Source organism: Nocardioides panaciterrulae (assembly GCF_013409645.1).
GTDB classification, from domain to species: domain Bacteria; phylum Actinomycetota; class Actinomycetes; order Propionibacteriales; family Nocardioidaceae; genus Nocardioides; species Nocardioides panaciterrulae.
Window position 1 is genome coordinate 3,629,653 of record NZ_JACCBG010000001.1, and the last position, 11,899, is coordinate 3,641,551.

At 74.4% G+C, this 11,899-nt stretch carries 11 protein-coding genes; 3 read left to right on the forward strand and 8 right to left on the reverse strand.

Going from position 1 to position 11,899, the window contains the following annotated elements:
- Nucleotides 1-51: 51 nt before the first annotated feature.
- Nucleotides 52-633, reverse strand: coding sequence for a VldE C-terminal domain-containing protein (locus BJZ21_RS17290; protein WP_179664886.1), 582 nt, complete (start codon nt 631-633; stop codon nt 52-54).
- A 194-nt stretch (nt 634-827) separates the two neighbouring features.
- Here BJZ21_RS17290 and BJZ21_RS17295 point away from each other — a divergent pair, with 194 nt between their 5' ends.
- Nucleotides 828-1,874 carry a TerC/Alx family metal homeostasis membrane protein gene (locus BJZ21_RS17295; protein ID WP_179664887.1) on the forward strand — a complete coding sequence of 349 codons (1,047 nt, stop codon included), beginning with the start codon at nt 828-830 and terminating at the stop codon, nt 1,872-1,874.
- Here the strand turns inward: BJZ21_RS17295 and BJZ21_RS21530 are convergent.
- Both BJZ21_RS21530 and BJZ21_RS17305 read right to left on the reverse strand, forming a co-directional pair.
- Nucleotides 1,796-2,329, reverse strand: coding sequence for a GNAT family N-acetyltransferase (locus tag BJZ21_RS21530; RefSeq protein ID WP_281380846.1), 534 nt, complete (start codon nt 2,327-2,329; stop codon nt 1,796-1,798). The two genes, BJZ21_RS17295 and BJZ21_RS21530, sit on opposite strands and share 79 nt — an antisense overlap.
- A complete protein-coding gene (locus tag BJZ21_RS17305) occupies nt 2,322-2,759 on the reverse strand; it encodes a zinc ribbon domain-containing protein (RefSeq protein ID WP_179664888.1) in 438 nt (145 codons plus the stop codon). Before BJZ21_RS17305 ends, BJZ21_RS21530 begins: the two co-directional genes overlap by 8 nt.
- 96 nt (nt 2,760-2,855) lie before the next feature.
- On the opposite strand from BJZ21_RS17305, the gene serC reads away from it, so the two are divergent.
- Nucleotides 2,856-4,004: a phosphoserine transaminase gene (gene serC / locus BJZ21_RS17310; protein ID WP_179664889.1), complete on the forward strand. Its 1,149-nt coding sequence runs from the start codon at nt 2,856-2,858 to the stop codon at nt 4,002-4,004.
- On the opposite strand, the gene BJZ21_RS17315 is transcribed toward serC, so the two are convergent.
- On the reverse strand, nt 3,983-4,483 hold the full coding sequence (locus BJZ21_RS17315) for a macro domain-containing protein (protein WP_179664890.1): 501 nt from the start codon (nt 4,481-4,483) through the stop codon (nt 3,983-3,985). The genes serC and BJZ21_RS17315 overlap by 22 nt on opposite strands.
- Nucleotides 4,484-4,545: 62 nt before the next feature.
- Here BJZ21_RS17315 and BJZ21_RS17320 point away from each other — a divergent pair, with 62 nt between their 5' ends.
- Nucleotides 4,546-5,376, forward strand: coding sequence for a GNAT family N-acetyltransferase (locus BJZ21_RS17320; protein WP_179664891.1), 831 nt, complete (start codon nt 4,546-4,548; stop codon nt 5,374-5,376).
- Between the two features lie 188 nt (nt 5,377-5,564).
- On the opposite strand, the gene BJZ21_RS17325 is transcribed toward BJZ21_RS17320, so the two are convergent.
- The 4 genes from BJZ21_RS17325 to BJZ21_RS17340 form a co-directional block, all read right to left on the reverse strand.
- Entirely contained in the window at nt 5,565-6,569 is a 1,005-nt protein-coding gene (locus BJZ21_RS17325) for a DNA topoisomerase IB (RefSeq protein ID WP_179664892.1), read from the reverse strand.
- A gap of 141 nt (nt 6,570-6,710) precedes the next feature.
- Complete coding sequence (locus tag BJZ21_RS17330; RefSeq protein WP_179664893.1) at nt 6,711-7,715, reverse strand: SdiA-regulated/phytase-like domain-containing protein; 1,005 nt, start codon at nt 7,713-7,715, stop codon at nt 6,711-6,713.
- Nucleotides 7,708-8,964, reverse strand: a complete 1,257-nt coding sequence (locus tag BJZ21_RS17335) for a methyltransferase (protein WP_343052196.1) — start codon at nt 8,962-8,964, stop codon at nt 7,708-7,710. The genes BJZ21_RS17330 and BJZ21_RS17335 overlap by 8 nt, the downstream gene beginning before the upstream one ends.
- An 82-nt stretch (nt 8,965-9,046) precedes the next feature.
- Entirely contained in the window at nt 9,047-11,869 is a 2,823-nt protein-coding gene (locus tag BJZ21_RS17340; protein ID WP_425490540.1) for an FAD-binding and (Fe-S)-binding domain-containing protein, read from the reverse strand.
- Nucleotides 11,870-11,899: the final 30 nt, after the last annotated feature.

Consider the following 11,899-nt stretch of genomic DNA (forward strand, 5'->3'; position numbering starts at 1 on the left):
TCCGCAGTCGGAGCAGCCAGCCGTCGACACTCGACCACCGACGCCGGCTCGCTAGTCGACCACCGAGCGCCGCACGAACCAGCTGGTGAGCCCCTTGCCGCCCCTGCGGGACAGCGAGATGTGCAGGTGGTCGCGGTGGCGCAACGTGGTGCTGCACTCCTTGCGCGACGGGCAGCTCGCACTCAGGTAGGGCTCGCGCCGGAAGCCGGTCCACGCGGGGTACATGTGGTCGTTCCAGATCACGTACATGATCCCCATCCGGCGGGCCCGGGCGTCCGGGTTCCCGTGCCGGTCGGTGGCCAGCACCCAGTCGAGGAACTCCTGGGCCCGCTCCTTGTCGGCCTTCACCGAGGCGTCCAGCAGCCAGTCGAAGGCCCGGCCCTCCTTGTGCTCGGAGGTGCCACCGACCCGGCACGGACGGGCGATCGGGCCGAACCCGCCGCCGAAGCGGCGGACCAGCCGATGCCCGAGGAACGTCGTCCCGGGCTTGGCCTCGGGGTGGCAGTGGCGCTGGGGGTGGTAGCCGGCGAGGTCCTCGATCGGCGTGCCCGCCGAGGCGGCCGGCGCGAGCGCGAGGCCCAGCAGCACGACCACGAGGAGGTGCAGGGCGAGGGCGGAGAGGGTCCGAGACACCGCACGAGGGTAGGTCGCCCCCGCCGTCACCGGAGCCGGTTCTTGAAAAGGGCTATTACACTGAGGAACACGAGGGGAGTACCTCACCCAAGCGTCACCCGGTCAGTACGTCGGTCCCGCGACCGTCCCGGGTGCCCACCGGCCGAGCCGCCGGTCGAGGGAGACCTCGGACACCGCACCCGTCCGAGGAACTCATGTCGAGCATCGCCTCCCCCACCCTCTGGGCCGTCACGATCGGCCTCGTCCTCGCCCTGCTCGCGCTGGACTTCGCGCTGACCCGTCGTCCGCACACGGTCCGCATGCGCGAGGCGCTCGCCTGGTCCGCGTTCTACGTCGCCCTCCCGCTCGCCTTCGGCGGCTGGGTGTGGTGGCAGCACGGGAGCGACCGCGGCGTGGAGTACCTCACCGGCTACCTCGTCGAGAAGTCGCTGAGCGTCGACAACCTGTTCGTGTTCATGCTGCTGCTCGCGGCGTTCGCCGTGCCCCGGCCGCTGCAGCAGCGGGTGCTGCTCTACGGCATCGTCGGCGCCCTGCTGCTGCGCGCGGTGTTCATCGCGCTCGGCGCCGTCGCGCTGGAGGCCTTCGACTGGGTCTTCCTGGTCTTCGGGCTGGTGCTGGCGGTGACCGGCGTGAAGCTGCTGCGCGACGCCCGGACCGGCGCCGGCCACGCGGTCGACGTCGACCGCCTGCGCGTGGTGCGCCTGGTCCGCCGGCTGGTGCCCGTCACCGGGGAGTACGACGGGCCGCGGCTCACCGCCCGCCGGGGCGCCGCCGGGACGGCCCGGCGCGCCCTCACCCCGCTCGGCCTGGTGGTGATCGTGCTGCTGGCCACCGACCTGGTCTTCGCGATCGACTCGGTGCCGGCCGTCTACGGGATCACCGGCGACCCCTACCTGGTGTTCGCGACCAACGCGTTCGCGCTGCTGGGCCTGCGGGCGCTCTTCTTCGTGCTCGCCGGCGCCCTCGAGCGGCTCCAGCACCTCGGCTACGGCATGGCCGCGATCCTGGTCTTCATCGGCGCCAAGCTGGCCCTGCACTGGGCCCACCTGCAGTGGCCGGCGGTGCCCGAGATCCCGACGCTCGCCTCGCTGGCGGTCATCCTCGGCATCCTTGCGGTGACCGTCACCACCAGCGTCCTGGCCGGGCGGGCCGACCAGCGGGCTCAGCGGGACGGGCCGGGGGCCGGGACCACCGCGGGCAGCGCCTTGCCGAAGCAGCGGGAGAGCGGCGCGTCCCGGTAGTAGCCGAACCCGGGCACCGGCGTGTACCCCGAGCTCTCGTAGAGCGCCATCGCCTCGGGTTGCCGGGTGCCGGTCTCCAGCACCAGCGCCCGCGCCCCGGCCCGGGCCGCGGTCGCCTCGAGGTGGGCCAGCAGCCGGCGCGCGACCCCACGGCCGCGGGCCCGCGGCACGACGTACATCCGCTTGACCTCGGCGGTCTCGCGGGTGCCGAACACCTCCACGTCGGTCCGCCGCCACGCGCCGCTGGCCACCGCGTCCCCGTCGAGGTAGGCGACGTAGAAGCTCCCCCGCGGGGGCTCGAACATCACCGGGTCCAGCGGGGTGTCGTCCCGGCCGCCGTAGCGCACGACGTACTCGGCCTGCACCTCCTCGATCAGCCGCATCGCGTCGGGCTGGCCGTAGCCGACCCGCCGGATCTCGAGGCCCGGGCCCCCGGGGGACGACGGGTCAGGCAAGCGAGGCCCCGCACCCGTCGCAGAACCGCGCGTCGGCGTCGTTGCGCACCCCGCAGGCCCGGCAGTACGGCCCGGACCCGCCCGCGGCCCGCACGGCACCGTCGTCGACGGTGCGGCCGACGCCGAGGATGCCCTGGCCGTCGGTGAGGTACGACGCGCTGTCCCGGACCACCGGCATCGTCTCGCCGGCGCCGTAGCGGGCGGCCGCGCCCAGGAAGCCGGCCTGCAGCAGCATCATGCCGAAGCCGATCAGCGGCAGCCCGCCGATGAAGCAGGCGATCCGCCACCCGCCCGGGAAGCCGTCGGAGCCGAAGACGGAGACGATCCCGTAGCCGAAGACCACGATCCCGACGATCAGCAGGACCGCGCCGGCGGCCCGGAACGCGTTGCGGTAGCGGGCCTGGCCGACGAGACCGGGGTTGTTGGACATGCGGACTCCTCGAGAGCGGTCACCGTGGTCGGTGACACAATAGGTCTCCTGACAGCGTGGTCAGGGAGCGACTCCCACCCTTTCGGAAGGCAGTTCATGACCGACGCCGCCCAGCCTCGCCCCGCGACGGGCCTCGAGATCCCCGCCGACCTGCGCCCCGCGGACGGCCGCTTCGGTGCCGGGCCCTCGAAGATCCAGACCAGCCACCTCGACGCGCTGGCCGCCACCGGCACCCGCCTGATGGGCACCTCGCACCGGCAGGCCCCCGTGCGCGGCCTGGTCGGCCGGGTCCGCGAGGGCCTGGCCGACCTGTTCGACCTGCCCGCGGGCTACGAGGTCGTGCTCGGCAACGGCGGCTCCACGGCGTTCTGGGACGTGGCCACGTTCGGGCTGATCCGGGCGCGCAGCCAGCACCTGTCCTTCGGCGAGTTCACCTCGAAGTTCGCGAAGGCCGCGGCCGCCGCGCCGTGGCTGGGCGACCCCACGGTGATCGCCGCCGAGCCCGGCTCGCTCCCGGCGGCGGTCGCCGAGGAGGGCGTCGACGCCTACGCCTGGGCGCACAACGAGACCTCGACCGCGGTGATGGCGCCGGTGGCCCGCCCGGCGGGCACCAGCGCGGCGGACGCGCTGGTGCTGATCGACGCCACCTCGGGCGCCGGGGGGCTGCCGGTCGACCTGGCCGAGACCGACGTCTACTACTTCGCCCCGCAGAAGTGCTTCGCCTCCGACGGCGGGCTGTGGCTGGCGACCTTCTCCCCCGCCGCGCTGGACCGGGCCGCCGAGATCGCCGCGAGCGGACGGCACGTCCCGGCGTTCTTCGACCTGCCGACCGCGATCGACAACTCGCGCAAGAACCAGACCTACAACACCCCCGCGGTGGCCACCTTGTTCCTGATGGCCGAGCAGCTGGACTGGATGAACGCCTCCGGTGGCCTGGCCGGGATGGTCGAACGCACCACCGCCTCCTCCGACATCCTCTACGGCTGGGCCGAGAAGACGGCGTACACGACGCCGTACGTCGCCGACCCCGGCCACCGCTCGCTGGTGATCGGCACCATCGACTTCGACGACGCGGTCGACGCCGACGCCGTGGCCGCGCACCTGCGGGCCAACGGGATCGTCGACACCGAGCCCTACCGCAAGCTGGGGCGCAACCAGCTGCGGATCGCGATGTACCCCGCGGTCGACCCGGCCGACGTGGAGGCCCTCACCGCGTGCATCGACTACGTGGTCGAGAGGCTCTGAGCGATCAGCTGGTAGGTGCCGCGGTCGAAGGCGACCATCCGCGCCTCGGCCACCGCGGTCTCGGCGGCCGCCAGCGTCTCGATCGCCGCGGCGACCGCGTCGTGCTTCGGCCAGCCGTAGATGCCGGCGCTCACCAGCGGGAACGCGACGCTGCCCGCGCCCAGCTCGTCGGCGACCGCCAGGGCGCGTGCGTAGCAGGAGGTCAGCAGCGAGCGGTCGGTCTGGCCCGAGCGGTGGTCGGGTCCGACCACGTGGATCACCCAGCGGGCCGGCAGGTCGCCCGCGGTGGTCCAGCCGGCGTCCCCCGTGGCCAGACCGTGCGGGAACCGCGCGACGCAGTCGGCCAGCACCGCCGGGCCGCCGGCCGCGTGGATGGCGCCGTCGACCCCACCGCCGCCACGCATGCCCCGGTTGGCGGCGTTGACGACCGCGTCGACCTGCTGACGGGTGATGTCGCCGTGGACGACGGTGATCTCCATGGGCCCGATTGTGCCCGCCCGGACCCTGGCGCCCCACCCGGCCGGCGGGCGATGCTGGGACGGTGACCGACCACCTCTGGGGTGTGCGGGCCGAGCTGGCCGAGGCCGAGTTCATGTACCGCTTCAACGCCGACGCCTCCGCCACCGCGCGCGAGGCGCTCGGCATGGACGCGCTCCGGCTCGGTGGCGGCGTGCTGACGCTGGTCCGCGAGGACCCCACCGGCGGCTACTGGAACAAGGCCGTCGGGCTCGGGATCACCGAGCCGCTGACCGGCGAGCTCATCGAGGAGGTGCTGGCGCGGGCCACGACCCACGGCGTGCCGGCGCTGGCCTTCCAGGTCGCCCCGCACGCCGAGCCGGCGCACCACGCCCGGCTGCTCGAGGAGCGCGGCCTCACCCCCGGGACCGCGTTCGTGAAGTTCTTCGGGCCGCTGCCCGCGACGCTGCCGGGCCGCACCGACCTCGACGTCCGCCCGGTGCGGCCCGAGCACGCGGCGGAGTACGCCCGGATCATCCGGACCGGGTTCGAGATGCCCGAGGACCCGGCGATGGAGGCGTGGTTCGCCGAGGCCCCGTCGTACGACGGGGACTGGTGGACCGTCGGCGCGTGGGACGGCGACCGGCTGGTCGCGGTGGCCAACCTGTTCGTGCACGGCGACGTGGCCACGCTCAGCGGCGCGGCGACCCTGCCCGAGGCCCGCGGCCGCGGCGCCCAGGGCGCACTGATGGCGGCCCGGCTCCGCGAGGGCGCCGCCCGGGGGTGCCGCTGGGTCTCGACGGAGACCTGGCCGGAGTCGCCCGGCCACCCCAACCCCTCGCAGCACAACATGCGCCGGCTCGGGCTGACCGAGCTGTACCTGCGGCCCGCCTGGGTGTTCCGGCCGGCCGGGTGAGCCCCGGGGGGCTGCAGGAATCCCCGGCCAGCCGGGGAATCCCTCGCTTGAGGGCCGTTGCAACGCCCCCCAAGCGAGGGAACGGGCCGACAACCCACCGGGTACGCGCCCGGATCGAGCCTCCACCCCGCCCCCCGTCGCGCCCCCTCCGGGCCGGCCGGCCGGGTCGGCCGGGTCGGCCGGCCCGGTCACGAGTCCTTGAGCAGCCGCAGCGTGGCCCGCTCCAGGGCCGCCTGCCGGGCGTCCGGGCTGTTGTAGCTGCGCCGGGTGGTGCCGTTGATCGTGCGGCCCCGCTCGTAGGCCTCGATCACGCGCGGGTCGACGTACGAGCTGCGGGCCAGCGCCGGGGTGTTGCCGAGGAACGACGACACCTCCTTCATCGCCCCCGAGACCGCGCGCTTGCGCGACGCCCTGCTCTCGCCGTGCTCGGGGGTGCTGGCCAGCGCGGCGGCCGCCAGGACGGTGGCGTGCCAGGTGCGGAAGTCCTTGGCGGTCGCCTCGATCCCGGTGGTCTCCCGGACGTACTTGTTGACCAGCGTCGGCAGCACCGACCGCCACGAGCGGCGCTCCTTGTAGGACAGCAGCCGCAGGTCCTGCCCTCGGCGCCGGCGCATGATCTCGACCGCCTCGATCACCGCGGCGTCGTCGATCTCGATGCGGTGGTCGACCCCGGACTTCCCGGTGAAGGTGAACACCAGCCGGTCCTGGCGCCGGCGCACGTGCCGGCGCTCCAGCGTGGTCAGGCCGAAGCTGCCGTTGTCCTCGGCGTAGACGTCGTTGCCGATCCGGAAGTAGCCGAGGTCCAGGAGCCGTACGGCGGCCGCGCAGGCCCGCTCCATCGGCATCCCCTCGCGCCCGAGGTCGGCGACGACCAGCTCGCGCGCCCTGGCCAGCGCCATGCCGAACTTCCGCATCCGCTCGAACTTCTCCGCGTCCCGCCTGGTCCGCCAGTCGGGGTGGTAGAGGTACTGCCGCCGGCCGGCGTCGTCGGTGCCGACCGCCTGCAAGTGGCCGTTCGGCCACGGGCAGATCCACACGTCGGTCCACGCCGGCGGGATCACCAGCGACCGGATCCGCTCGACCTGCTCCTCGGGCAGTCGGCCGCCGTCCTCGTCGAGGTAGACGAAGCCGCGCCCCGCCCGTCGGCGGCCCCAGCCCGGCTGGTCCGGTGAGGTGCGTCGTAGGTGCGGCACGGGCCATAGGTAGCCGGAGAGCTGCCCGAGCAAACCCGTTGTCTGGTCCAGCGGTGAGCTGGCCACCGACCCCGCGCCGGATTAGGTGGCTGACCCACCGCCCGGCCAGGCCGCCGGGAGTGCCGGGCGTCCGGCCCCGGGTCAGTCGCCGGGGCGCCTCGAGCCGATCCAGCCGGTCACCATCACCAGGCCCCCGAGCACCAGCCAGGCGGTGAGGAACCACGGCCACACCGGCCGGTCCTCGGGCCGCGGGTCCGGCGCCTGCGCCCGGTCGGCGGCGGCGGGGCTGGGTGCGGCGGACGGCCCCGAGGACCCGGACGAGGACCCGGACGGGGAGGTACGGCGCAACGCGGTGCGCAGCTGCGCCGGCAGCCGCACCTGCAGCACCGGCTCGGCCTGCCCCTCGGAGCTGACGAACACCCGGCCCGCGCCGTCGACGGCGATCCCCTCGCCCTGGTCCTGGTCGGGCAGCGTGAACGAGCCGACCTCGACCAGACCGGGGAAGGAGTAGACGACCGCGCGGCCGTAGTCGCGCAGGATCAGGTGCCGGCCGTCGGGGAAGAACGCGCCGTCGGTGGCGATCGCCAGCACCGGGGCCACCGGCCGCAGCCGGTTGGTCCGGGTCGGGTCCAGCCGATCGGGCGCGGCGTACAGCTCACCGCCGAAGACGCCCTTGGTGGCGACGTAGAGCCGCCCGCTCGCGGGATCGCGGAGCAGCGTCTCGGCGTTGTGCGCGCCGTCGGGGTAGGCGAGGTCGTAGACCTGCGGGTGCACGGTCCGCTCCCCCGGGCCGACCGGCACCCGGGCGACCTGGACGGTGTCGCGGGAGGCGGTGTTGTCCCCGATGTCGCCCACCCAGACCGCGCCGTGTCCCGCGGGCGCCAGCCCCTCGGTGTCGATCGGGTCGGCGGACCAGCGGGTCACCCCGGTCGTACGCCCGGTCGCCGGGTCGACGGTGAAGACCCGGCCGGTGTCACCGGAGTCGTTGGTGGTGACGAACGCACCGTCGACGACGACCAGGGCGCTGGACTCGACGATCGCCGGGTCCCGGAACGTGAACGCGGTGACCCCCGGGTGGTGGGGCGCGGAGCCCGCCCCCATCAGGAACGGCAGGACCGCGACCAGGACCAGCCAGCGGTCACGCACCGCCACCCTCCAGCGGCTGGGCCAGCGGCTGCTCCAGCAGCTGGGCCAGCCGCGGCCGCAACGACCAGGCGCCGACCAGGTCGTCGTACTCCCTGCGGACGCCGCCGCCGGTGACCGGGCCGCCGGTGCGCACCGCACGCAGCATGGTGTTGCGCGGCGTGTGCTCGCTCTCCACGAACTGCACCACGTCCACGCGGTAGCCCTGCAGCCGCATCAGCGAGGCGCGCAGCGCGTCGGTGAGGGTGTCCGCGAAGCGCTCCCGCAGGATGCCGTGCCTGGTGAGCAGGGCGTACGGCGCCGGCGTGGGCGCCTTGCGCAGCTGGGCGGCGATGTCGTGGTGGCAGCACGGCGCCGCCAGCACCAGCTGCGCCTGCCACTCCACGGCGCGCGCGAGCGCCTCGTCGGTGGCGGTGTCGCAGGCGTGCAGCGCGAGCACCACCTCCGGCGGCTGCTCGAGCCGGGCCCCGGCGATGGTGCCGACCACGAACTCCGCGTCGACCCCGAGGTCCCGCGCGACGGCGCTGTTGTGCTCGCGCGACTGCTCCTTGACGTCGACGCCCACGAGGTGGACCGGCAGCCCCCGCACGTGGGCGAGGTAGCGCTGGGCGGAGAAGGTCAGGTAGGCGTTGCCGCAGCCGAGGTCGACGATCCGCAGCGGCTCCTCCGGCGTCGGCCGGCGCAGGTGGCCCTTGTCGATCGCCTCGGTGATCGAGGCGTCGAGCAGCCGGAGGAACTCCTCCACCTGCCGGTACTTCGCCTGCCGTGACGGTTTCATCCGGCCCTGGGCGTCGGTGAGCCCGAGCGCCCGGAACACCGGGTCGTCCTCGGGCAGCAGCCGCCGCTTGGCCTTGTCGTGGCTCCGGTCCACGGCACCGTCCGCGGTGGTCGAGCCCGTCGGGTCCCGGTCGGTGGTGTGCACGACCGCCTCGAGCTTCTTGGTGACCCGCAGCTGGTGGCTCTGGGTGGTGGTCTCGACGTGCCAGTTGCCGAACGGCTGGTCCAGCAGGTCGTCGACGGCGGTGCGGGCCTCGTCGCCGGCCGGGTGGTTGGAGGTGTGCGCCTGGGTGGCGTCGTACGCCGTGACCTGCAGGTGCAGGCCGGCCTTGAGGTCGACGTAGCGCAGCTCGACCCGCTTCCAGCGCGGCTGCTGGCCGCGCTGCCGGCCCGAGGCCACCGCCTTGACCAGGGTGTCGGGGTCGAGCAGGTGGTCGCGCATCCGGTTCAGCGCGCGGAGCAGCGGTTCGCTCACCGCTGGACCACCGCGGCCACGACGACGATCAGCAGCAGGGCCACCAGGGCCACCGGGATCACGAGTCGACGGTGGCGCGGGTTCACGCCTCGAGTCTACGAGCGAGCAGCTCGGCCAGATGAATCGCGGGGACGCCGGCGAGGTCGTCCAGCTGGACCCGGCAGGACATGCCGTCAGCGAGCACGACCGCGTCGGCGTGGGCGCGCACGGCCGGGAGCAGGTGGGTCTCGGCGATCGCCACCGACACCTCGTAGTGCCCCTTCTCCATGCCGAAGTTGCCGGCCAGGCCGCAACAGCCGGCGACCTTCGTGACCTGCGCGCCGGCCCTCTCCAGCAGCCGCTGGTCGGCGTCCCAGCCGAGCACCGAGGCGTGGTGGCAGTGCGGCTGCGCGACCACGTGGACGCCGCTGAGGTCGGGCAGCGGCAGGTCCAGCCGCTCGACCAGCTCGGCGAAGGTCAGCACGCCGAGGTCGACACCGGTCAGCTCGGCGGCGTCGCTACGCAGCGTGGCCAGGCAGGAGGGCTCGAGGCCGACGACCGGCACCCCGGAGTCGAGGTACGGCGTGAGCGCGGCGACCGTGCGCTCCATCATCGCCCGGGCCTTGTCGAGCTGGCCGGTGGTGATCCAGGTCAGCCCGCAGCAGGCGTCGTCGGGGATCACCCGGGCGCGCACCCCCACCGAGTCGAGGTAGCGCAGCGCGGCGTGCCCGTTGTCCGGGAAGAAGTGGTCGCTGAAGGAGTCCGCCCAGATCCACACGTCGGGGGTCGAGCCCCCGGGGGTGCGCTCCGGCTCGCTCCGGGCCGCCCGAGCCTGCTTCGCGACCGAGCGGCGCAGCGTGGTCGGGGCGAACGACGGGATCGAGCGCCGCTGGTCGATCCCGGCGGTGGCCTTCGCCAGCCGGGCGACCGGGCCGAGCCGCAGCATCGCGTTGGCCACCGGCGCGACCGGGGCGGTGAGCGCGGCCCACCGCGGGAGCCGGCCGAGCAGGTAGTGGCTGCGCGGGCGGCGCACGCCCTGCACGTCGTGCTTCTGGTGCAGCGCCTCGGCCTTGTAGGTCGCCATGTCGACACCGGTCGGGCAGTCCGACGCGCAGCCCTTGCAGGCCAGGCACAGGTCGAGCGCCTCGTCGACGGCCGGGTCGGCCAGCCCGCCCACCAGGGTCCCGTCGAGCGCCTCCTGGAGCACCCGGGAGCGGCCCCGGGTGGAGTCCTTCTCCTCGCGGGTGGCCAGGTAGGACGGGCACATCACCCCGTTGGTCTTCGGGGCGACGCACTTGCCGACGCCGGTGCAGCGGTGCACGGCCCGGCCCATCGAGCCGTCGTCGTGGACGAACCGCAGCGCGGAGTCGACCGACGCGCGCGGTCGGACCGCCCGCAGGTCCGCGTCCAGCGGTGCGGGATCCACCAGGTTGCCGGGGTTGAGCAGGCCGGCGGGGTCGCAGATCGCCTTGACCGCGCCGAAGAGCGCGATCGACTCCGCGTCGTACATCAGCGGCAGCAGCTCCGAGCGCGCCCGGCCGTCGCCGTGCTCGCCGGACAGCGAGCCGCCGTGGTCGCGCAGCTTCAGCGCGCAGGCGGTGAGGAAGTCCCTGAAGACCGTGCGCCCGCGGTCCTGGCCGGGCTCGAACGGGAAGTCGATGCGCACGTGCACGCAGCCGTCGCCGAAGTGGCCGTAGGGCACGCCGTCGAGCTGGTGCTCGCGCAGCAGCTCGTCGAAGTCGCGCAGCCAGGCGCCGAGGTGCTCGGGCGGGACGGCGGCGTCCTCCCAGCCGGAGTACGCCGGGGTGCGCAGGCTGCGGGCCGCGAGCCCGGCGCCGTCCTCGCGGATCCGCCACAGCGCCGCGGCCTCGCGGGCGTCGGCGACCACCCGGTGCTCCAGCGCCCCCGCGACGGCGACCAGCTGCTCGGCCAGCCCTGGGGCGTCCTCGCCGGCGACCTCGGCGAACAGCCAGCCCGCGCCCTTCGGCAGGTCCGGGACGGCACTGCCCTTGGCGCGGACCAGGTCGACGATCCGGGCGTCGAGGCCCTCGCAGGCGATCAGCCGTCCGGGCGTGGCCGCGAGCAGGGCGGGCACGGCGTCGGCGGCGTCGGCCATCGAGGGGTAGCCGAGCACGACCAGGTGCCGGTTGCCCTCCTCGGGCACCAGTCGGACCGTGGCCTCGAGGACCAGCCCGAGGGTGCCCTCGGAGCCGACCAGGAACCGGTCGAGGCGGCGGCCGTTCTCGGGCAGCAGGTGCTCCAGGGAGTAGCCGCTGACCTGACGGGAGAACTGCCCGAAGCCGGTGCGGACGTGGCCGAGGTGCTGGTCGACCAGGGCGGTGAGCGCGTCCCCGGCCACCCCTCTGGTCGGCCGAGCGCCGTCCGTCCCGGCCGTCGAGACCACCTCGCCGGTCCCGAAGGCCACGTCCAGGCCGGTGACGTTGTCGGCGGTCCGCCCGTAGCCCAGGGCCCGGGAGCCGCAGGCGTTGTTGCCGATCATGCCGCCGATCGTGCAGCGGGTGTGCGTGGACGGGTCCGGACCGAACCGCAGCCCGTGCGGCGTCACGGCGCGCTGCAGGTCCGCGTGCACGACCCCGGGCTGGACGCGGGCGGTGCGGGACTCCGGGTCGATCTCCAGGACCCGGTTGAGGTGGCGCAGCGTGTCCACGACCAGGCCGGGGCCGACCGCGTTGCCGGCGATCGACGTGCCGGCCCCCCGCATGGTGACCGGCACCCCCGTGCTCCGGGCGACGTCGAGGATCGCGAGCAGCTCGTCGCGGTGCCGCGGGCGGGCGACCGCCTGCGGGACGACGCGGTAGAGCGAGGCGTCGGAGGAGTAGAGCGCCCGGGTCAGCGTCGAGTCGTCGACGTCGGCGACCCCACGGGCCCTGAGCTCGGCAACAACGTCGGGCGCGTCCACGGGCACACGATAACCGTCGCCGAGGTTCTCGCCGGC

Coding starts and splice junctions, on each gene's coding strand:
- serC (WP_179664889.1), top strand. CDS start 2,856: ATGACCGACGCCGCCCAGCCTCGCCCCGCGACGGGCCTCGAGATCCCC.
- BJZ21_RS17315 (WP_179664890.1), bottom strand. CDS start 4,483: ATGGAGATCACCGTCGTCCACGGCGACATCACCCGTCAGCAGGTCGAC.
- BJZ21_RS17295 (WP_179664887.1), top strand. CDS start 828: ATGTCGAGCATCGCCTCCCCCACCCTCTGGGCCGTCACGATCGGCCTC.
- BJZ21_RS17305 (WP_179664888.1), bottom strand. CDS start 2,759: ATGTCCAACAACCCCGGTCTCGTCGGCCAGGCCCGCTACCGCAACGCG.